Annotated in this window: 23 protein-coding genes; 8 read left to right on the forward strand and 15 right to left on the reverse strand. The window is 41.0% G+C overall.

Going from position 1 to position 21,489, the window contains the following annotated elements; all coding sequences use genetic code 11:
* Nucleotides 1-17: 17 nt before the first annotated feature.
* A complete protein-coding gene (locus tag L1264_RS09945) occupies nucleotides 18-746 on the reverse strand; it encodes a spondin domain-containing protein (protein WP_235403946.1) in 729 nt (242 codons plus the stop codon).
* 9 nt (nucleotides 747-755) lie between these two features.
* A complete protein-coding gene (locus L1264_RS09950) occupies nucleotides 756-1,457 on the reverse strand; it encodes a spondin domain-containing protein (protein ID WP_135923144.1) in 702 nt (233 codons plus the stop codon).
* A 223-nt stretch (nucleotides 1,458-1,680) separates the two neighbouring features.
* Here L1264_RS09950 and L1264_RS09955 point away from each other — a divergent pair, with 223 nt between their 5' ends.
* Nucleotides 1,681-2,052 (forward strand): DUF4870 domain-containing protein, encoded by a 372-nt coding sequence (locus L1264_RS09955; protein WP_135923145.1) that lies wholly within the window; start codon nucleotides 1,681-1,683, stop codon nucleotides 2,050-2,052.
* A gap of 56 nt (nucleotides 2,053-2,108) precedes the next feature.
* Entirely contained in the window at nucleotides 2,109-2,543 is a 435-nt protein-coding gene (locus tag L1264_RS09960; RefSeq protein WP_235403948.1) for a YqaA family protein, read from the forward strand.
* Here the strand turns inward: L1264_RS09960 and folX are convergent.
* The 6 genes from folX to L1264_RS09990 all read right to left on the reverse strand — a co-directional run bounded on the left by folX (nucleotide 2,540) and on the right by L1264_RS09990 (nucleotide 9,459).
* Nucleotides 2,540-2,899: a dihydroneopterin triphosphate 2'-epimerase gene (gene folX / locus L1264_RS09965; RefSeq protein ID WP_054554637.1), complete on the reverse strand. Its 360-nt coding sequence runs from the start codon at nucleotides 2,897-2,899 to the stop codon at nucleotides 2,540-2,542. The genes L1264_RS09960 and folX overlap by 4 nt on opposite strands.
* 2 nt (nucleotides 2,900-2,901) lie before the next feature.
* Nucleotides 2,902-3,456 carry a GTP cyclohydrolase I FolE gene (folE, locus tag L1264_RS09970; protein ID WP_235403950.1) on the reverse strand — a complete coding sequence of 185 codons (555 nt, stop codon included), beginning with the start codon at nucleotides 3,454-3,456 and terminating at the stop codon, nucleotides 2,902-2,904.
* Nucleotides 3,457-3,474: 18 nt separating this feature from the next.
* Nucleotides 3,475-4,194 carry a dihydromonapterin reductase gene (gene folM, locus L1264_RS09975; protein ID WP_135923148.1) on the reverse strand — a complete coding sequence of 240 codons (720 nt, stop codon included), beginning with the start codon at nucleotides 4,192-4,194 and terminating at the stop codon, nucleotides 3,475-3,477.
* A 342-nt stretch (nucleotides 4,195-4,536) separates the two neighbouring features.
* The gene (nadE, locus tag L1264_RS09980) at nucleotides 4,537-5,373 is read right to left on the reverse strand and encodes an ammonia-dependent NAD(+) synthetase (RefSeq protein ID WP_135923149.1); all 837 of its coding nucleotides are present in this window, start codon (nucleotides 5,371-5,373) and stop codon (nucleotides 4,537-4,539) included.
* An 88-nt stretch (nucleotides 5,374-5,461) separates the two neighbouring features.
* Nucleotides 5,462-6,082, reverse strand: coding sequence for a YceH family protein (locus tag L1264_RS09985; RefSeq protein ID WP_135923150.1), 621 nt, complete (start codon nucleotides 6,080-6,082; stop codon nucleotides 5,462-5,464).
* A gap of 11 nt (nucleotides 6,083-6,093) precedes the next feature.
* Entirely contained in the window at nucleotides 6,094-9,459 is a 3,366-nt protein-coding gene (locus L1264_RS09990) for an ATP-binding protein (RefSeq protein ID WP_199526021.1), read from the reverse strand.
* A gap of 193 nt (nucleotides 9,460-9,652) precedes the next feature.
* Between L1264_RS09990 and L1264_RS09995 the strand changes: the two genes are divergently transcribed.
* Nucleotides 9,653-11,935, forward strand: a complete 2,283-nt coding sequence (locus L1264_RS09995) for a penicillin acylase family protein (RefSeq protein WP_199526019.1) — start codon at nucleotides 9,653-9,655, stop codon at nucleotides 11,933-11,935.
* Here L1264_RS09995 and L1264_RS10000 read toward each other — a convergent pair.
* On the reverse strand, nucleotides 11,928-13,028 hold the full coding sequence (locus L1264_RS10000; RefSeq protein ID WP_206769074.1) for a GGDEF domain-containing protein: 1,101 nt from the start codon (nucleotides 13,026-13,028) through the stop codon (nucleotides 11,928-11,930). The two genes, L1264_RS09995 and L1264_RS10000, sit on opposite strands and share 8 nt — an antisense overlap.
* 258 nt (nucleotides 13,029-13,286) lie before the next feature.
* Here L1264_RS10000 and L1264_RS10005 point away from each other — a divergent pair, with 258 nt between their 5' ends.
* A complete protein-coding gene (locus L1264_RS10005) occupies nucleotides 13,287-14,819 on the forward strand; it encodes a carbon-nitrogen hydrolase family protein (RefSeq protein WP_135923153.1) in 1,533 nt (510 codons plus the stop codon).
* Complete coding sequence (locus L1264_RS10010) at nucleotides 14,819-15,136, forward strand: DMT family transporter (protein ID WP_199526018.1); 318 nt, start codon at nucleotides 14,819-14,821, stop codon at nucleotides 15,134-15,136. The genes L1264_RS10005 and L1264_RS10010 overlap by 1 nt, the downstream gene beginning before the upstream one ends.
* Nucleotides 15,137-15,176: 40 nt before the next feature.
* Here L1264_RS10010 and L1264_RS10015 read toward each other — a convergent pair whose 3' ends face one another.
* Nucleotides 15,177-16,055 carry a DMT family transporter gene (locus tag L1264_RS10015; RefSeq protein WP_199526017.1) on the reverse strand — a complete coding sequence of 293 codons (879 nt, stop codon included), beginning with the start codon at nucleotides 16,053-16,055 and terminating at the stop codon, nucleotides 15,177-15,179.
* Between the two features lie 234 nt (nucleotides 16,056-16,289).
* On the opposite strand from L1264_RS10015, the gene L1264_RS10020 reads away from it, so the two are divergent.
* Nucleotides 16,290-16,673 (forward strand): MAPEG family protein, encoded by a 384-nt coding sequence (locus tag L1264_RS10020; protein ID WP_135923156.1) that lies wholly within the window; start codon nucleotides 16,290-16,292, stop codon nucleotides 16,671-16,673.
* A 79-nt stretch (nucleotides 16,674-16,752) separates the two neighbouring features.
* Here the strand turns inward: L1264_RS10020 and L1264_RS10025 are convergent, their stop codons facing one another.
* From L1264_RS10025 to L1264_RS10035, 3 genes are all read right to left on the reverse strand, one after another.
* Nucleotides 16,753-17,958: a M56 family metallopeptidase gene (locus L1264_RS10025; protein ID WP_199526016.1), complete on the reverse strand. Its 1,206-nt coding sequence runs from the start codon at nucleotides 17,956-17,958 to the stop codon at nucleotides 16,753-16,755.
* Nucleotides 17,959-17,967: 9 nt separating this feature from the next.
* Nucleotides 17,968-18,342 carry a BlaI/MecI/CopY family transcriptional regulator gene (locus tag L1264_RS10030; RefSeq protein WP_054554650.1) on the reverse strand — a complete coding sequence of 125 codons (375 nt, stop codon included), beginning with the start codon at nucleotides 18,340-18,342 and terminating at the stop codon, nucleotides 17,968-17,970.
* A gap of 68 nt (nucleotides 18,343-18,410) precedes the next feature.
* A complete protein-coding gene (locus L1264_RS10035; RefSeq protein ID WP_199526051.1) occupies nucleotides 18,411-19,097 on the reverse strand; it encodes a pseudouridine synthase in 687 nt (228 codons plus the stop codon).
* A gap of 80 nt (nucleotides 19,098-19,177) precedes the next feature.
* Between L1264_RS10035 and L1264_RS10040 the strand changes: the two genes are divergently transcribed.
* On the forward strand, nucleotides 19,178-19,483 hold the full coding sequence (locus L1264_RS10040) for a DUF6482 family protein (protein ID WP_063528566.1): 306 nt from the start codon (nucleotides 19,178-19,180) through the stop codon (nucleotides 19,481-19,483).
* A gap of 47 nt (nucleotides 19,484-19,530) precedes the next feature.
* Entirely contained in the window at nucleotides 19,531-19,944 is a 414-nt protein-coding gene (locus L1264_RS10045; RefSeq protein WP_135923158.1) for a GNAT family N-acetyltransferase, read from the forward strand.
* Here L1264_RS10045 and L1264_RS10050 read toward each other — a convergent pair.
* Both L1264_RS10050 and L1264_RS10055 read right to left on the reverse strand, forming a co-directional pair.
* Nucleotides 19,937-20,296 (reverse strand): HopJ type III effector protein, encoded by a 360-nt coding sequence (locus L1264_RS10050; protein ID WP_138557876.1) that lies wholly within the window; start codon nucleotides 20,294-20,296, stop codon nucleotides 19,937-19,939. The genes L1264_RS10045 and L1264_RS10050 overlap by 8 nt on opposite strands.
* A gap of 9 nt (nucleotides 20,297-20,305) precedes the next feature.
* The gene (locus L1264_RS10055; protein ID WP_199526014.1) at nucleotides 20,306-21,280 is read right to left on the reverse strand and encodes a retropepsin-like aspartic protease; all 975 of its coding nucleotides are present in this window, start codon (nucleotides 21,278-21,280) and stop codon (nucleotides 20,306-20,308) included.
* Nucleotides 21,281-21,489: the final 209 nt, after the last annotated feature.

Below are 21,489 nucleotides of genomic sequence, written 5' to 3' on the forward strand. Positions count from 1 at the left end.
CGTAAGGAGTGCGATTGTTATTGCGTCCGCGTTATGACTATTCGAGCAACGGGGTTATCAAACTTGTATTGGCTTGTAAGCACTGAGCTTGCTAAACCATCATCTTGAGTTACAACTCCCGGGTGCATTGCTACACGATTAATGTCGTCTCGCATTTCGTTAAAACCTTCACCTGAATCAGCCGGACCAGGAATAGTGCCAGCAGCTTCAGAGTTGGCTTCAGTGCCAGCATCATAGGAAAAACTAGTACGAGACAGTGACTCATTAACCGCTAACGAAGACACGTCTATAGCATTAAGACCGGTAAACGCATCATTTGTATTCACTAACATAGTTGCAACACTGATTTTTAATGAATCAAGCTCCCCGGTTGTTAGTACCATAGTAACCTGTTGACCCGGTGGTAGTGGGCTTTCTGCAGAAGCGGATTGCAAATTGTATTCACTGGCTAAAAGCTCGCTGTTGTCGCCGCCTTCGGCCATTAATTCAAGAGCACTAGAAGCTGGTTCGCCAATTTGCCATAGCATGCCATCGGTATGGGCAATCACGGCAACAGGTGAGAAGGGTTGAGCGGCAGTGAGATTAGTCACTTGCACGGTAAATTGATGGCTTTCTGCCATTTCTCCCATTTGGTTAGTCATCTCATCCACACTGTCTGTCATATCAACAGTCTTTTTATCAGAGCCACCGCAAGCTGTGAGGCTTCCTGCGAGTGCAATGATGAGTAAGCTTTTTGAAAAGCGCATAATAACCTCCTATTTCACTGTGATAGTTAACATAGCAACAGGGTTAAGCCATCTGTGAACGGTATTATTAAGGTCACTCATTCCACCTTCAGGATCATCGTCACCTAAGTTCCCAGGGTGAATATGAACCATCATATTGCTTTCGCTACTAGTTACACCGCTTGCATTCATACCGGCATTACCGCCCGGCGCAGCCGGAATACCAGGCATTCCCATAGCACCAGAGCCATCGACAACTCGTTCGTCATTTGCTTCGGTGCCTGCATCATAAGCGTTTAAATACAGGGTGTAAGTCCCTGCTTCTGATGGGATCATCCAACTGTCTAAACCAACAAAGCCATCATTGGTAGGCAGTAACATAGCTGTTAACGACAAGTAGTTGTTACCTTCACTGGTGGTAAGCGAAGCCATTGTAGAGCTGGTTGGCGCTAATAAGCCTTCGGCTGGGTTGGCAACCATATCGTTATTTGCTGCAGCTGCTTCATTCATTAATGGTTCTATGTTACCGCCTTCAGCCATCGCTTGAAGAGCCATAGAAGCAGGTGTAGCTACGTTAAACATCTGGCTATCGTTAGTGTGAGCAGTAATTAAGATAGGAGTAAAGTGTAAGCCTTGCGTAAGGTTAGTTAGTTTTATATCAAGCTCAGCAGCTTGGCTTGTAAGGCTAGTGACTGCACATGCAGCAAACAAAGTTAAAGGTAAAGCTTTCATGATCGATTCCTGTTTTTGATGATTCAGAATCAGTATCGAACAGCAATATCCAAAAACTTTCACAAAGTTATCACATTTTTATCACAGCCAAAAAAATCTTCTCAAAAGCCTTTTGTTTGTCTTTTGTGCACGTTTTTGTTTTAAATCTAAGCAAATTATCTATGGTAAAGTAGCCTAAAGGTTTATAGTAGAAACATAAACAGACCATAACAAGGAATTTAAAATGGATGATAATCAAAAAGTTGAAATAATTGTGGCCGATAAAGAGCAGCGTAATTGGGCGATGTTTTGTCATTTAAGTGCATTAGCGGGATTACTTTTCCCATTTGGCTCGGTTATTGGTCCGCTTATTATTTGGCTGGTGAAAAAGGAAGAAATGCCGCTTGTTGCTGAGCATGGCCGCAAGTCATTGAACTTTCAACTCACCATGATGATTGCTTACATTGTTAGCTTCTTACTGGTGTTTGTTGTTGTTGGTGTCATTTTATTACCAATCGTTGCACTGTTTTCTTTGATTATGGTTATTGTCTCGGCAATTAAAGCCAGTGATGGGAAGGAAGTTAATTACCCATTGACGATTGAATTTATAAAATAAACTGATTGCCATATAATGAGGGCTCAGCCCTTTGCTGAGCTTATTTTGTGGTATTTATGGCCTATTTCTCCTTATTCCTCAGCGCGTTTATTTCCGCAACCTTATTACCGAGCTCCTCTGAGTTAGTTATGACCGCCATGATTGCCAGTGGCGATTATCTACTTTGGTTGTTATGGCTAAGTGCAACCGTGGGTAATGTGCTTGGGAGTTGTGTGAATTATTGGCTGGGCACGCAAGTCATGCGATTTAAAGACCGTAAATGGTTTCCTGTATCGCAAAAGTCGATAGATAAAGCAGAACAGCAATTTAATAAGTATGGTATCTACAGCTTGCTATTTGCTTGGCTGCCTATTGTCGGCGATCCTTTAACGGTTGTTGGCGGAATTTTTAGGGTTAAGTTTTCAATCTTTTTGTTACTCGTGACCCTAGGCAAAGGCGCACGTTATTTAGCTGTGCTTGCCTTTGCGGTAGGACTAGAAAAGTTATTTTAACTTTTTTGCCAATCAAGAGTCAGTGATACTGAATCAGCAAAGCGCAGCGCATGCGGTTTATCGACACGCACTTTGGCATAGTGAACACTTTGATGCTGGTGGCAAATCGCTAAAATTTCAGCAACCAATTTTTCTAACAGTAAAAAGTGGCCTTCTTCGACAAGGCTGATCACTTCTTTAGTAATAGTCTTGTAGTTTAGCGCTTTATCGACTGCGTCAGTCTCACAAGCTTGATCAGCAGGGTAGTGAATTTCTAAATTAATCACTACATCTTGCTTTTTCTCGCGTTCCTCAGGGTTAAAACCAATGAAGGTTCGTAGCCTGAGGTTAGTGACATTAATAATTGCGTTAGCCATCATTACCCTCTAACTAGTTGTAAGAACTCGTTACGGGTTTTTGGATCTGCTCTGAAGTTGCCTAGCATGACCGATGTACGCATGCTTGAGTTTTGCTTTTCAACGCCGCGCATCATCATACACATATGTTTTGCTTCAACAATTACACCCACGCCTTTTGCTCCGGTTACTTCTTCAACCGCTTTAGCGATTTGATGGGTTAATTGCTCTTGAATTTGAAAACGGCGTGCGTACATGTCAACAATACGCGCAAGTTTAGATAAACCAAGAACTTTGCCATTTGGGATATAGGCAATATGACAGCGACCAACGAATGGCAGCAAATGATGCTCACACATAGAGTAAAGTTCAATATCTTGAACCAGTACCATGTCATCGGCGTCTGATGTAAATACCGCATTGTTAGTGATCTCGTCTAACGTTTGGCGATAACCTTTTGTCAGATACTCCATTGCTTTAGCGGCGCGCTTAGGCGTGTCGAGTAACCCTTCTCGTTGTGGATCTTCACCCACGGCGCTAATAATTTCGTGGTAACTCTTTTTTAAATCATCGTGCATAGGATTCTCAGTAATTCGTTATTTTAAATGTCTGCCACCATCGACAGGCATCGAACGCCCGGTAATGTAATGGCTGTGTAGTAATAGCTCTACGCTGTGAATAATTTCAGCGCAACCAGGCTCAATGCCCATCAGTGATTTTTGTAATGTTTTTGCTTTGTATTCGTCGCTATCATCTTCATTGAAAATGATTAATGACGGCGCAATTGCATTGACCTTTATTGCAGGGGCAAACTTAGCCGCGAATGATTTTGTTAAGTTATCAAGTGCAGCTTTGCTTGCAGCATAAGCAAGGTGTTTTGGACTACCTTTTTCAACGACATAATCGGTGAGATGAATAATATCGGCAGGGTGTCCTGTATTTTCGTAATGGTGTAGCAGTAAATCGCTCACTGCTAAATTTATTAGGTAGGGCGCTTTTGCATGAATTCGCATCATATTATCGAAAAGCGCTGCATAATCATGGTTACTTGCTTCGCAGTCCCAACTAGAAGCGTTATGAATAATGGCTTGAAGTTGATTGGTATGCGATTTTAATTGTTCTATGAAGTTGGCTATCGCTTCATCACTATTAAAGTCAGCATGAATACATGTAGCCCCTTGTCCAGCTAGTACATCAATGGCTTGATGACGCGTACGGTAGGTAACAATGATTTCTTGCCCTTGCGCTAAAAAGTGCTCGGCCAAAGCGAGTCCAATTCGTTGGCCTGCGCCAGTAATTAATATGGGCGATGACATAAACTAATATAAAACCTTAGATTTTTAATGTAATGAGTAATGTGTTTAACACTATCAACTATAAACCAAATTACAGAACTATTTCATCTTTACTGCAATGATGTTGCTAAACTTTCTACGCAAATGAAGATAACCCAGATCATTTTTAGTAATGGAGTTATTGTAGTTAGCTTGGTTTTGATAAGAAAAGCATGTCTTAAGCAAACCCAAAAAATCATTACCTAGCAGCTTTTAACGCCGGACTAAAGGAAGTTTTAGGTATCAGGGAAGAGTTAGCTGTAGGCAATTAAACAGTGTTAATTGCCTACAGCTAGAAAATAGTGCAGCAAATAATATTGTTGCTTACAGCGCGTCGTAAACGGTTGGAATAGCTTGACGTTTATGTTGAGTGCGAAGATAAATCGCAGTTAGCTTCTCTTCAACTTCTGCTGAGACTTCTTTGCCTTCTAAGAAATCGTCAATTTGATCATAAGTTAGGCCGAGCGCTTCTTCATCGGTTAAGCCTGGGCGGTCACATTCTAAATCAGCGGTAGGAGCTTTATGCACTAGCACTGCTGGTGCGCCTAAATGCTCTGCAAGAGCACGAACTTGGCGCTTAGATAAACCAAATAGAGGAGCAAGATCACATGCACCATCACCAAATTTTGTGTAAAAGCCGGTAATATTTTCAGCGCTATGGTCGGTGCCAACAACTAATCCTTGGCAGAAGCCTGCAATTTCATATTGTGCGACCATGCGCTGGCGTGCTTTAACATTACCCTTAATGAAATCTATTTTAGCTTGTTCAGGAAGCTCAGCACTTGCACCGACTACCGCGGCCATAGCTTGTTCATGCATACCATCTACAGCTGCTTTGATATTAACCGTCATGCGCTTTGATGGCTTGATAAAGTCAACCGCGAGTTGTGCTTCGTCTTCATCTGCTTGTACACCGTAAGGTAAACGTACAGCAATGAACTGATAATCGTTGGTGTTATGTTCTTGGTTTAATTCATCTACAGCTAATTGACATAAACGACCACAGGTTGATGAATCAACACCGCCACTGATCCCTAATACAAGCGAGCGTGAGTGCGCAGCAATGAGACGGCTTTTTAGAAAGTTGACGCGACGAGTGATTTCCGCTTTTACATCAATAGTGGGTTGGACTTTCATTTCTGCCAGAATGTCGGCACGCATGGTAGAGCTCCTTTTTTACTTTTGGTTGTCAGCGTGGAAGCCCCAAGACGAATGGGGTAACTACATTATGTTACGGGTCAGGTTATTATTAAAGACCTAAATGCGCTTTTATTTCGTTAATTTGTTGCTTAAGTTCGTCTATTTCAGCTCTTAATTGTTGAACTTCGCTACTGTTAATTGCTTCAGGCTCACTCAGCATCTCTTCGATACTATCTGGATCTACGAATAAGTGCATATAACGACTTTCTCGTTTTCCTGGCTCACGGGCTAAGCGAGTGACATATTCTTTCTCGATTAATGCAGCTAAAGCTGCTTCCACTTCATTAACATTACTAAACTCAGCAAGGCGGTTACTTCGGGTTCTAAGCTCGCCGGGGGTTTGTGGTCCGCGTAATAGTAGCAAACAGATAATAGCACGCTGTTGTTCGGTAAATTGCAAGCTGCCAAACTCGGTATTGCAAAAGCGGTGCGCGTACTTATTAACCCGCCCAGAAAGGCCTTCATCTAAGGTTACTAATCGCTGCGCAATGAGTTCATCAAGGGTATCTTGTACTTGTGATTCAGATAACGACAGTACTGGATCTCGATTAGATTTTTGGTTGCAAGCGTTGGTAAGTGAATTTAAAGATAATGGATAATGTTCAGGTGTTGTACTTTGTTTTTCGAGCAAACAGCCAATGACGCGTTGTTGATTTATTGATAATTGCATTGTTTTACTCTCTATTCTTCAGTGCTTAACCACACGGTTAGTTTTTTACTGAGCGTATCAAACTTCAAAGGTTTGGTAACATAATCATTCATGCCCGCATTTAAACAGCGTTCTTTGTCACCTTGCATTGCATTGGCGGTGAGCGCAATGATAGTTACATCTTGATGTGCCTTACCAGCTTCACCTGCACGAATTGCCCGAGTTGCTTGGTAGCCATCCATTTCTGGCATTTGGCAATCCATAAGCACGAGTTGGTAAGGCATTTGCTCGCGACGAGATAGCTTAGCAATTGCTTCAAGGCCATTTTCAGCTATGTCGAAGCTGATACCTACCTGCTTTAAAAGCGATCCAGCAACAATTTGATTAACCTTATTATCTTCAACTAGCAGCACTTGTGAAGCAGAATTTTCATCTTGAGTGGCAACTTTTGTAATCAGTGTGTCGTTGTTTACTTGTTGTTGCTCAATGTATTTTTCGTTAGCAAGTGAGTTAAATAAATCTGACTGGGTCAAAGGTTTAAAAATGATACTCTCAGCTTTTAAGGCCTGTTTGCTTTGCACTTCGGTCAAACTCATTGGTGCCATTAAAATACGTTTACACTGTTCAGCATTAAAGTGTTTAACAAAAACTTGTTGTTGCTCTTTAGTTGCGTTGGTATAAAACAAGAAATCAACGAAAATCGCGTCACATTCGACATGTTCCGTCATAGCCGCGCGACTCAATAAACGTGTCATATCGGTAAATACTTCAACGCTGGCACCCCATAGTTGCAGCTGTTTTTTCGCTATATTGCTACTCAACTTACAATTATCTGCAATAAATATATGTTTTTTATCAATAATATGGCTGGGTTCTAGGGCTTTCTTTTTATGATCTATTTTCACTTTTACAGAGAAATTAAAAGTACTGCCTTCTCCATATGAGCTGACTACACTCACATCGCCCTTCATTAGGTTACATAGTTGCTTAACAATCGCTAAGCCAAGCCCTGTACCGCCATATTGGCGAGTTGTTGAGGTATCTGCTTGGGTAAATGAGTCAAATAATGTAGCTTGCTTTTCAGGCTTAATACCGACTCCGGTATCAATGATGGAACAGTTTAAAAAGTGCTCGTCATCTAATTTCTCAAGCTTAGCAATAATAATTATTTTGCCATTTTTAGTGAATTTAACCGCATTACTAACAAGGTTGTTGATAATTTGTCTGATCCTGTTTGGATCACTGACAATAAATTCGTGATAAATATCAGTCGTATCAAGGATAAGTCTGGTGTTGTTTTGTTCGGCTTTAATTGCAAATGATTCGATGGTGTTGCCGAACAGTTTTGAAATATTAAAGCTAACATTTTCGATATCTAGTTTACCGGCTTCAATTTTTGAGAAATCTAAGATGTCGTTAATGATATGCAAAAGCGACTCGGCTGAAGATTGTGCTAGCTCTAGATGATGACTCTGTTGGCTATCTAATTTAGATTGCTTAATGATATTGAGCATGCCAATCACCCCATTCATTGGAGTGCGTATTTCATGGCTCATACTTGCTAAGAACTCACTTTTTGCTTTTACTGCTTGTTCAGCTGCTTCTTTAGCTTGCACTAGTTGCTGCTCGGTTTCTATACGGCGTTGGCTGGCGTGTAAACTACCAATTAGCGCTGCAACGGCAATTAAAAAACTTTCTTCGTTTTTGCTCCATTGCCTGCGAGATTTGCATTTTTCTGCGCACACAACCCCCATGGTTTTACTACCGGTGGGAATGATCACCGTGAGCATTGAGCATATTTTAAATCGTTCAAAATAAGTTGTTCGTAATTCTTTTAAAAACGGATGGTGTGGGGCATCACTAGCATTTACAACGGCATTGTTATTAATGGCGTCAAAGTAATCAGGGTAATCAATTTGTTTTAGTGTGGTTGCTTCTCGTATTTGTGGTGTATTCTCGTCATGAACAGCAAAGGTATCTAGAGACTCTCTGTCGTCACTAAATAACCAAATGCTGGCACGGTCAACATCAAAAGCATGACAAATAGCTTGTACAATGACATGCTTTGATAAATTCAAATTACCCGTTAGTACAGCATCATTAACTGTGAGCGACGCTAAAATCTCGTTGTGTAAAGCTACTTTCCTGTTTTCAATTTCAACTCGTTTACGGGCATCAATATTTTGCAGTGAGCCGAATACTTTTATGCAGCGGCCATTACGATGTTCGGTTTCGGCGTGAACTAACACCCATATTTCATCCCCATCAGCTGTGACGACTTGTACCTGAGTTTCAAAGCTTTCGCCGTTTTTTATAGCGCGCTCATTCAATTGGCGGATTTTATCGCGACTTTCACCGGCTTTAAAATAACTATAATTTTGAGGCCACTCGGGCTGCTTGCTCAGCGGGAATTTAAAAATTTGTTTAGTCATATCAGACCAATACACAGATTTTGTTTCTAGGTTGAACGACCATGCCCCTACTTTGGCAAGACTACTCATAGTCTCTAGCATTCGCTCACTCTTATATTGCCGCTCAAGCATTTTCAGAAAAAACCATGAGCAACCTGCAAATAAAACACAAAATAAAATAATGGCTAACCGTAGTGGCCAAATGGCAGAAGCAGGGGGGTGCCAACCTGCTTTGGGTGATGCGTACATTTGCCACTTACCACCCGGGAAGTGAATTATAAAATCGAGAGGATCATTTTTTAAAATTGCACTTTTTCCGTAAAAGAAATCTCCTTGTGAGCCCAGACCATTTCGCCCTTGCAGGGCAACATCATAATTTTCACTGAGCGAAACTAAACCAGAGTTTACATATATTTTATTGATATCAAGTACCACAGATAATAATCCCCAAAACTGTTGTTCTGGAGGAATAAATACAGGCATACGTGCGATGAGTGCCTGTCCACCTTGTACTAGCTCTAATGGGCCAGCCATAACAATCTGGTTTTCATCTCGTGCTCTGAGCGCATCTGCGCGTTGTGCTGCATTTTCTAAAAAATTAAGCCCAATTGATTTTTCGTTACCTTCAAGGGGGTAGGTCATTCGAATAACCATATTGGGAGCCGCACCAATATTTCTTAGTTCAGATGAGGTTTCAAATAGTGGAGAGGCTATTTGGCTGTAACGAGCTTGATCTAAATTTGGCTCCGCCGTTATAGCTACGGCGAGACCGCGAACAAGTTGAATATTTGAGACGAGGATCGCTTCTAATTCAGCCCGATAAGCACTTACTTTTGCTAGCTCTTGCGCACGGAAAGCATCTTTTTCACGGTGATAATTTATCCGATCAATCACGATACTTATAACGATAACAAGCACGAGAGATAGCCAAAAAGCTAACTTTAATTTATGTAATTTCTTATTATCAGTGTCGATCGTTAATGGCATTAGAAGCATTGATTTTTTTACTATTTAATTACTATAGACAATTTACCTTGTAATTAACAATGGGGACTTTGATATGTAAGTTATTTGTCTGTGGGTCGTTTTCTCAGTTCAGTGATCATTATTTTGTATGAAGACACTATTTTTTCACAAAACTTAGGTTAATATAGTGTTACTTTAGCTAAGGGAAGCAAGCATGTTTAAGATAATCAAATGGTTACTAGTCGCTTCGCTCATCATCGGACTATTGGCAACAGGCCTCATCTATGGGGTGTTGAATCTAAGTTTGCCAGCACTTGATGGTCGAGGACAAAGTAATGCAATTACTCACTCAGTGAAGATTGAGCGTGATGCTTTGGGGCAAGCTGTTATTAGCGCTCAAAATCGCTTAGATGCTGCTTATGCGCTTGGTTTTGCGCATGGCCAAGACCGATTCTTTCAAATGGATTTATTGCGCCGTAATGCGGCGGGTGAATTAAGTGAGCTGTTTGGTAAAGCTGCGTTAGAGCTTGATAAAAAAATGCGTTTTCATCAATTACGTCAGCGTAGCCAGTTTTTAGTTGAGCAACTACCTGCTGCAGATAAGACGCTACTTAAAGCCTATGCTAATGGCGTGAACGAAGGTTATGCGCAATTGGGTTTTGATAGCTTTGAATACATATTAACAGGCTCGAGTGCTCAACCTTGGCAAAGCGAAGACAGTTTGTTGGTTATTTTTAGTATGTACTTAGACTTACAAACAGCAACATTTGAACGAGATAAAACGCTGATAGAAATTGAGCAGCTTTACGGTAAAGACATGGTTGACTTTATTACCCAGCCAAGCCCTTATCAGGCTGCACTTGATAACAGTCTGTTACCTGCATACGGTGCAGGGATCCCTGCTTTAAACAAATCATCATGGGTAATCAACGATATTCTCGACCGAAAAGAATTAGGGAGTAATAATTGGGCCGTTACAGGGCAGTTAACTAAAACGGGCGCTGCAATGTTATCTGATGATATGCACCTTTCTTTTGCGGTGCCAATCATTTGGTATCGCGCTCAACTTAATTATCCTGTTGATGGTCAGATGCAGCAAATTACCGGTGTATCATTGCCGGGGGCACCAGCAATTGTGGTTGGTACAAATAATAAAATCGCGTGGGGTTTTACCAATGGTTATTTAGATACCGCCGATTGGGTAGCGCTTGAGAGTAAAGAGAAAACGTGGCAAATAGATGAACCCATTTTACTTAATGATGGCAAGGTTGAAAATTATGCTTTGACCATGAGTGAGTATGGTCCCGTTAAAGAAATTAATGGCAAACCCTATGCTTTAAGTTGGGTTGCTCACCATGATTATGCCGTTGATATGGACTTATTAAAGCTTGAAAGTGCAAAAACGGTTGATGATGCGCTAGCTATTGCTGCAGACGTTGGTATTCCGGTACAAAACTTAATGGTGGTCGATGATAAAGGCAATGCTGCATGGAAAAATATGGGAGCAGTGCCTGCACGTAAAGTGCCTCATCAACTGGCTGTGTCTGAACAAGCTTACTCTGCAGCTTGGCATGAGAATGAAACGGATCGTCCCTTTGTAAAAAATCCTGAGAGCGGTCGTTTATGGACTGGTAATTCTCGGGTTGTTTCGGCTAAAGATGATGAGCGATTTGGTAATGGTGCATACGCGATGGGGGCAAGATCAGCACAAATTCGCGATCGTTTATTTGAAAAGCAGCAATTTACCGAGCAAGATTTTTATTCATTACAGCATGATAACGAGGCGCGCTTTTTAGCACCATGGCATCAATTACTGGTTAAACAGCTTAGCACTGCAGGCGATAAATATGCGCTGTATTTAAAAGAGCTAAATAACTGGCAGGCGTGTGCTTGTAGCGACTCAATTGGTTACACCTTAGTAAAACGTTACCGCAGTGAAGTGATTAATAGCTTATTTAGCCCATTAGAAAATAAGCTAAAAGAGCTCGACAGTAGTTTAAAGCCAGTTAAGCGAGATTTAGAGCCTGCCGTTTGGCAACTTATCGAAGCTCAGCCTCAAACATGGTTAAACCCTGATTATGCAAACTGGCAACAGCAAATGGTAGGAGCCTTTGACCGCGTTATTACTAAACTTACAGAGCAGTACGGTAATAATCCATACAGTTGGCAATGGGGTAAGGTCAACGAATTAGTGATTGAGCACCCGTTTGCCAAGCAAATACCGGCACTTAAAAGCTTATTAAATATGCCTACAGCTCCTGGCTTTGGAGATACCTTCATGCCAGCAGTCCAAGGTCGTAGCTTTGGCGCTTCACAGCGTTTTATAGTACAACCAGGCCATTTAGATAAAGCGATTATGGCGATTCCTGGTGGTCAATCAGGGCATCCGTTGTCGGAGTTTTATCGAGCTGGATTTGACGACTATGTGAGTAACGGTTTAACTCCTCTGTTACCACAAGAGATTATTCATAGTATTCGTATTGATGCGGTTAACTAACCGCATCAATATCATCGAAAGTAGGGTTGGAACCTTTCGCGACAGTGGTTTGATTTCGACCCAAGTGTTTACTTTGATACAAGGCCGTATCAGCGTGTTGTAGCATTTTTTCTATCGGTGCAAGAGGCTGCCACTCGATTAAACCAAAGCTCATAGTGATCGTTAAATCAGGGAAATCGGGATGGGCATCAAGCTCGGCTATCTGTTGACGAAGCGCTTCTATTTTAGCAAAAGCTTGTTGCTCATTAGTATTTGTAAGTATCAATAAAAACTCTTCACCTCCCCAACGAACAGCAATATCATCCTCACTGATAAAGTCACTAATTAGTTTTGATACATTTATTAAGATGGTGTCACCTTTATCATGACCAAAGGTATCATTAATACTTTTGAACCTGTCAATGTCAGCCATAACCATACATAGATTGGCATCTTGCTCGATACTCTTTTTATGTGCCATTGAGATGAGCTTTTTCGCAAACCGTCGGTTGTATAATTTTGTTAATGGATCTCGAGCGGCCATCTCGGTGAGCTCAACGCGTTGTGAAAGCGTAATTTCACGAATAAGCCCCATCCCATACACCATAGGTAATCCGGCAATGATGATGTTTATCACATTGATATATGGAAGGAGTTCAGGATAAGCGAAACCATAGGTTACGTCTGAGAAAAATAAATACAACGAAGCAAAGGTAGCAATCATTAACAAGCTGTATGTTGCAGCCCATTTAAAAGTAAGCTGGTAATCAATCATCAAAATACACGACACAGTCCATAAATAGAACTGAAACCCAGCACCTAAGCCAAGAGTTGCGCAGACAATAACTGCATGAATAAGCACTTCGAGGCAAAACACCCTCAAAGCAAGAGAGGTTAAGCCTTGCTTTATAAGGAAAATACCACTGCCCCAAGCAAATACACTTAAAATGTTAACTATAGCGAGCATGTTCGCGCCAATGTGCGCGAAAGCGGGGATTAGTAAAGCATGTACAGCTAATGCGAAATAGGCAATTTTAGTAATAATAAGAAACTTTACATGCTCTATTTCTTCTAATCCAGACTGTTTGGTTTGTCTTAGTAAATGTTTTATCAAACCAACCTCATACACACTTACAGGGAGAAATTAAAGTATAGATGATTATTTGAACAATGCGGCAGTGTTGTCAGGTGCTTTTAATATCAGCACAATAAAATTTTTGTATAATGCTAATTAAAGCCTTGTTCACCTGCAGTTTGCTAAGTTTAAGGCTTGGCAGAGCTCATAATTGATGCCACTCTAAATAAAACCAATCTAGAAACATGAGAATATCTTGTTTTATTGATTATCCTCTCGTGCCTAAAAGGAGTAAGTATGCCGGCGGAAAAAACGCATTTAGCGATCTGTAATTTAACTAAAGAGCAGTATCCACAAATCAAAACTCTCATGGATCAAGCGTATCCGGGGCTCGGTGGTGCTTGGCCAAGTCACACTATTTTTAGGTTAATAGACCAGTTTCCGGAAGGGCAAATAGGCATTGTTGATGACGGTGTTTTGGTCGGAATTGCGCTTAGCGTACAGGTTGATTACGGACGCTTTTCTAACCCACATACTTATGAAGACATTGTTGATGGTCACGACCGTGTATTTAGTGACCCTGAAGGTGATGCCTTATATGGTTTAGATGTGGTCATTTCATCGACTCACCGAGGTATGCGCCTTGGTCGTCGTTTATACGATGCGCGAAAAGAGTTGTGCCGCCAGTATAACTTACGGGCCATTTTAGCAGGTGGGCGAATACCGCGTTATTACAATCATAGTGCAGAGATGACTCCGATGGAGTACATCGAAAAAGTGGACCACAAAGAGCTGTACGATCCGATTTTAAGCTTTCAGCTATCTAATGATTTCCAAGTAAAACGTCTACTTAAAAAGTATCTTCCTGAAGATCAGGAATCTGTTGGTTATGCCACTTTACTAGAGTGGAATAACATTATGTTTGAGCCGACTGATACGGTACTTGAGTCAACCAAATCAATTGTGCGCGTCGGTGCTGTACAGTGGCAAATGCGCTGTGTTGAGTCTGTTGAAGAGCTGCTTAAGCAAGTGGAATATTTTGTTGATACGGTATCAGATTATAAGAGTGACTTTATTCTGTTTCCGGAGTTTTTCAATGCCCCGTTAATGGGGCTTACTGAGCAAAGCAATCAAACCGAAGCAATTCGCTATCTGGCTGAATACACAGAAACATTCCGTGATGCTATGTCGCGTATGGCGGTTGAATATAACGCCAATATTATCACCGGTTCTATGCCGCTTGCTGAAGACGACAAGATTTATAATGTCAGCTATTTGTGCCACCGTAGCGGTAAAATTGATGAGCAGCGCAAAATTCATATTACGCCCCATGAGCAAAATGACTGGGTGATCCAAGGCGGTGACAAAATTGCCGTATTTGAAACGGATGCGGGTCGTGTCGGTATTCAAATTTGTTACGATGTTGAGTTCCCTGAGCTGTCACGTATTCTCGCTAAACAAGGGCTGGATATTTTGTTTGTACCATTTTGGACAGACACCAAAAACAGTTACTTACGTGTTCGTCATTGTGCCCAAGCACGCGCAATCGAAAATGAATGTTATGTTGTGATTGCAGGCTCTGTTGGTAACTTACCTGAAGTAGAGAGTTTAGACGTACAATACTCGCAATCGGCAGTGCTTACTCCTTCTGATTTCTCATTCCCACATGATGCGACCCTGAATGAAGCAACACCGAATACCGAAATGTTGTTATTCAGTGATTTAGATATGGATAAACTGAAAATCCTTCACAGTGAAGGTACGGTAAGAAACTTAAAGGACCGCCGTGAAGATCTGTATGACGTGATCTTGAAAAAGCGAGAGCAATAATGGCGTGGCTGTATTTAATTGTCGCAGGACTGTTAGAGATTGGTTGGCCAGTCGGCCTTAAAATGTCTCAACAGCCAGATAGTCGCTGGTTAGGTATTGCAATAGCTGTCGCCTTTATGGTCGCCAGTGGGTTTATGTTGTGGTTGGCGCAAAAGGATATTCCTATGGGGACATCCTATGCGGTATGGACAGGCATAGGAGCCGCAGGCACCTTCTTGGTTGGTATTTTATTATATGGTGATGCTGCCACATTTGGCCGCATTGCCGGAGTACTTTTGATAATTAGTGGTGTAATAACCCTAAAAATTAGTCATTAAAAAAGCGGCATAGCCGCTTTTTTAATGACTAGTAATAAGCCTAATTGGGTAGCATTACCAGAATGGCTGCCAATGCAATTAACACAAGCCCCGCCGTGTCTTGGCGTTTTAATGGCTGTTTTAGCCAAAGAATCGATACCATAATGGTAAAAAATACTTCAATTTGCCCCAGTGTTTTTACATAAGCAACATGCTGCAAGCTCATGGCGCTAAACCAACCGATGGAACCTAAACAGCTACACACACTAACAGCGGTCGTGGTGCCTTTGTGATGCCAAATTTTGTTAAATGTATCGCGCTCTTTGAGTGCAATATAAACGCACAGCATAAGCGTTTGTAAGCTGATTGTCAGCACTAACACCCAAGCTGCAGAGTGCGGGAAAGTTAGTCCTGAATTTAAACTTGCTTCGCGGATCCACGACGATGAAAGAGCAAATGAAGTACCGCAAGCAAGCCCAAGCAGTGCAGTGCCCAAATTAAAGTGTTTAACATTCGCGATGCCACTTAATAGCAATACCGCAATTGCACCAATAAATACCCCAATCCAGCCTAGTAATGATAGTGCGGAGCCAAAAAACATAACACCTAAAATAGCAGCCATCAGCGCTTCACTTTTGGCAAGCCCAGCACCGACTGCAAAGTTATTCATTTTAAATAGTTTTACCATCAAGCCTGTGGCAAGGATTTGGACGATACTGGCGCCAACAATGTAGCCAATAAAAGCCAGATTAAAGTCAGGAAGTGCAGCATCTTGGTATTGATAAAGAGCAAATAAATAAAGGGCAGCAATCGGGCTGGCAACAATAAAGCGGGCAAGCGTCACCCCTGCAACACTCACTGTTGCACTGAGTTTACTTTGCAGAGCATTGCGCCATGACTGCATAAACGCTGCAAAAATAGTTAAGAAAATCCAAGTCATATTGAAAATATATTAATGAGGAGAGGCAATTAGAGTATCAAAACCAAAGTATTAGGGCATTAGCTTATCGACCAACTTGAGAAAAACTCAGCTGTGACAATATGTCGCAGGGCTTTTAAGTAATCATTAGGCTATAGTGACAATGATGCTATTGCTAGCCGTTGCTTTTAGAAGTAGCGGCTTTTTTTTGTTTGCTGTAGGGTAAGCTATTACAGTTAAAAATAAGGAAATATCATGACAACACTGATTATCTGCGCACTCATCGCAGTACTCATACCTTATTTAGCTAAAGCCCCCGTGGCTTTTGCACAAAATAAGCTAGCAGGCTACGACAATAAGCACCCTCGCGAACAACAAGCAAAACTAACCGGCTTTGGTGCTCGTGCATTAGCAGCACATCAAAATAGCTTTGAATCGCTGATTATTTTTGCAGTAGCGCTGGCGGTGGTAATCGGTAGTAATAATATCTATCAGGTGACTGAAACCCTTGCGATTGTGCATGTTATTGCTCGCGTTCTGTACTGTATTTTCTACTACATAAACCAAGATATATTGCGCTCATTAGTCTGGTTTATTGGTTATGTTTGCGCTGTGGCGATGATCGCTCTTTGCCTCTAGTTATAAGGTAAATAGTTAAAAACCACAAAGCAAGCGGCTTAAATAAGGCGCTTGCTTTAGGGTCTTAAGTTGCTACAGCTTATTTAGAACTGACTTTAACTTTCTCAATTAAATCCTTAGCTTGATAGTTTTCGTCTAAGGCAAAATCGAGTTGCACTAGGGCGTTTTTAAAGCCAGATTCAGATGGCGCATATTGCCATTGTTTTAATGCTCTTTTCGCTTCTCGATTGAAAACATCTTCAGGCTCTGCACTTACCACACTAATATTGCTGGTGGCGCCGCTTGGTAAAATATCGTATTTCAAAACGACTGAACCGCTAATGCCTTGCTCCGCAGCTTGAATTGGGTATATCGGTTCTACGCGCATAACCGCTTGATAGTCTTTTGTCTTTTCAACTGACATTGGCTGTTTTGCAATGGCAAAACTGCTAAGCATGCCCATTGTAAAAATAACTAATGCTGTTTTTGCAATAAATGAGCTGTTGTCGATCTGCTTTATTTGATTTAGACGTTGTAACATGGTGTTTTTATCTCCGTATTGTGAATAAGCCATTAAGCCTGTTCTGCTAAAGCTTGCACAGTGCACTAATGCCTTACTGTATAAAATTCGTTGCTCTGTCGATTTATTTTTTAGTACCTGCTCATCACATGAAAGCTCTTGAATACGGCGCAGGCTTGCATAGCCAAGCCAAGCGATTGGGTTAAACCACTGCACAATAGTGGCACTCAAAGCAATGGCATTAATCAGATTATCTTTACGTTTAATGTGCACAGATTCATGCTCTAAAATAAGCGCTAAAGCATGGTTATCGTAGTGGCTTTGGTAGTTTGTAGGCAGCACTAGCTTGGTATTTATAACGCCTACAACCATAGGGGAGCTCACCTGTTTGCTTTGGTATAAGCGCATACTTTGGCTGTTGTGATGAACAGCAGTAATTGGCTCTAGTTGCAGTTTCGCTAAAAAACGATAATGAAAGTACACGGCAGTGATCAGCATAGTAGCCGTAATAAAGCCATAAATAGCGAACCACGTTAGCGTAAATTGCGGCATTATTGCTGTGTTTGGCGTAATGGTCAGCTTACTGATAAAGTCGTTTTGTATCGGCTTTAAGTGATTTGGCAGGTTCGCTAACAGTAAGCTAATAGGTAGTAGTGCCCACAGCGTATAAACCAAGCGCGCTGATAACTGGCTCAATAATTTTCGCTCTAGCAGCAATAAAAACAAAATTGCAGATGAGATCAAAAGCTGTTGTTCTAACAGCCAATTAAAAAATGCATCTAACATAACAAAGCCTTACTTTTGCTGTTTTTCCCAATCATCAATGACTTTTTTTAGCTCATCAATATCATGTTGCGAGAGTTGCTCTGATTTAGCAAAACCACTCACCAATGGCGCAATACGGCCATTAAAAAAGCGTTCAATAAAGCTTTGGCTTTCTTTTAAAGTGTATTCTTCACGGGCAATGCAAGGGGTGTAGTTATATTGGCGACCTTGTTTCTCGAAGCTTAGTGCGCCTTTTTTAACTAAACGGCTTAGTAACGTTTTAATGGTTTTTTCGTGCCATTCTTTATCGTCACTTAAACGTGCAATTACTTCACTAGCCGTGGCTGGGTAGCCAAGCCATACCGCATCTAATACTTCGAATTCAGCTTTAGAAAGTTCAATCATTTTTATGCCTACAGATGTAATCTTTAATTAAAGATTACACGCGTAATCAATTAATGCAAACTTTTTTGTTAGAGAATGTCACTTTTTTTGATACTGACTATCTGTCCTTCGGGCAAATTTAACGTGGTTAGTGATAGCTGTGCGATATCTGTGCGGAAAAGGTCGATGACTTTATAGCCACAAAAACGTGCCATTTTACGTATTTGCCGGTTTAAACCTTGTTTTAAGACGATGCAAAACTGTGTTTCGGTGACTTGAGTCACCTCACAAGGAAGGGTTATTTGTTTATCTACAGGCACACCGTTTGCCATTTTTTTACAAAAATCACTATCAAGAGGTTTATCTACGGTGACTAAATAGCGCTTGGGATGGTGGTAATCAGGGTGGATCAGTTGATTACAAAACTCACCGTCATTGGTCAAAATCAATAAACCTCGGGAGTCCTTGTCGAGCCGGCCAATTGGGTAAACGCGAGTGGTTTTAGGCAGGCTATGAATAAGGCTTGTTGGGTCGTCAGCATTTAATTTGCAATCTATACCAACAGGCTTGTGATATGCAAAGTAGGTGAGTGGCGCTTTAGCTGAAATTTTTTCGCCAAGTACAATTACATCATCGTGCTCATCAACATGATCTATGTGATTTGCAGCACGGCCATTTACTGTTACCTTACCTTGATCTATCAAGCGTGATGCTTGCTTTCGAGAACAAACTCCTGCATGGGCAATAAATTTAGCAAGTCGTACTTTTTCAGTCATGGATGCTTTTTGTACAATTAATTTGATCACAGTATACCAAAATCACGTATGAATAGTTCCACCACCAAAGAGGAACGCACATGCCTATCAAGTTATCAGAGCTTGCAGATCATCAGCCACTGCAAAAAGTTATCCTTCATTCGTTGGAAATGGCGCTGTATCAAGTGTCTGTGGTAATTAATAACGTTGAGTATTATGTTACTGATGAGAAAGGTGAATTTATACGAGATCTCAGTCCGTTGCATATTCAAAAGCGCCTAGATCATTTAAGTTACGGTGATATGGTTTTACGCCACACCAGTGCTTATGACGAAATGTGCGGTCAGCCAGAAAAATTGGCCAGCAATATGCTCGAAGTACCCTATGGTAAGAACCACTTATACTGATTAACGATATAAGCGTATACTGAGTCATAACATTTTATAGGTATGCTATGTATCAATTAAAAAGTGATGACTCAGCTGACTTAAATAACCAGCTAAGAGAACATGTTGTTGCCTACAATGCGGCACATTTTAATGCTGAACGTATCCCCGTTGGTTTTAAGTTTGTTAATAAGCATAACACCGTTGTGGCGGGTATTCATGGCCAAGTATTTGGTAACTGGCTGCTAATTAGTTGGCTTTGGTGTGATGATAAAACGCGTGGTAAAGGGCTTGCAACCCGCTTACTAACGGAATTAGAGAGCAAAGCTAAAGCGCTTGGCGCAAACACAGCACAACTCGATACACTCGATTTCCAAGCCAAACCCTTTTACGAAAAAAACGGCTACCAAGTTAAATATGAAATGAGTAATTACCCACTCGATGGTTGCCGTTATTTTATGGAAAAATCTTTGTTTACTTAGCTTTCAGTACTTCTTGCTCGGTAAAAGTAACTCCTAAAAAAGGAGTTGCTTCAGGAGCAAGCATAAAGGTGCGAATGTTCATGTGGTCTTGCCCTTCAGGATTCTTCAGTACATCATCACGATAAAACGCGCCAAAACAATCTAGGGTATTTTGTTTGCTTAGTTGGTTAAGTTTTGCAAAGGCGAAAATTTTACATGAGCCATTATTTTCATTTGCTGCACTGATCAATCCATGATTGTTAAAGCCACTAGGAGTGAAATGGTAGTTACTCTCTATCACAGCCATTGTATCGTTAAACTCTATCTGCTGTGGCGTGTTAGCTAATTTCGATAAGAAATCGTTAAGTGTCATTACCTGTCCTTAATAGTTATCTTTTATCAACTCTAACTCATTCACTTGTTGATTGATATTAAACTTAAAATTCTCTAAGAAGTTCATACCTAGCAAACCATAACTGCCATGACTTTTAAGTACTAGAACATCGAAGTTATAGAGCCGCTGTTGACCGATTTGAAAAGAGTGTACTTGATAATGCTGGGCTTCAACGAGTCCATTTGCGGTATTTACTTGCATAGTACCAAGATAATGGGCGGGTTCTTTTAGTTGTTCTAGCAGTGATTGCGTCAATACCGTAAAGCTTGCGCCAGTATCTATCATTAGCTTAGCGTCGGTGTCGTCATTGATTATGCTATTAACTAAATAATGTGAGCCATGTGGGATGAGAGGCACAACCTCAACCCCTGCTAATGCTTGCTGTATCAAACGATATAATTCGTCAGCTTCTTGCTTATGCTCATGGTTTGCAGGAAGTTGCTCAAGCGCAATTTGGCTTGCGACTAAGTCACCTAGGTGAAAATAAGCCTGCGCTTGAACTAATAAATAAAAGGTGTTTTGCGGCATATAATCTAGCCATTGTTGGCTGTGATTGAGAAGTTCTTGCCAGTTTTGTTCTTCAATCAATGACTCTGCTTTTAACTTTGTTAGCTCCGAAATTCTCTTCGCGAATCGCGCTTGCTTACTTTTTCCAAGCTGATTATGTAAAGCCATTAAACTAATAATTCCCTGTTGAACATGGCCCTGATTGATCATTCGTTTTGCATCGAGTTCTAACATTGATACATCATAAGGGTGACTATTCAAAAAGGCAGTTAAAAATTGCTCGCTAAGTTCGTCATCATGGTGGGATAGCCAAGACTCAAGCTGCTGTTGCCAAGCACGCTTTAATTGCAGTGCAAAGCTTGGGTTATTTTCTAAAAGTTGCGTGTACTCAAGAACTGCTTCATCAAATAGATTATTGCGAAATAAGGCGACTGCATGTTGAAACTTCTCTGGCAACCTCGTTACTTTACTGGGCTTTATAACAGTGTTTTTTTCGGTTAGCTTCTCAGCTGATCGTTTATAATTATCATATTGCCATAGGAAATAGCCATTAAGGCTAAGAGAGCACACGAGTAGTAACTTTAGTAGATAATTCACTTGTGCCTTCGCCTTACTTAACTAATTAATTTTCCATACGAGAAGTCTAGGCACATTTAAACTTAACA

The organism is Pseudoalteromonas sp. APAL1 (assembly GCF_021532475.1).
GTDB lineage: Bacteria > Pseudomonadota > Gammaproteobacteria > Enterobacterales > Alteromonadaceae > Pseudoalteromonas > Pseudoalteromonas lipolytica_C.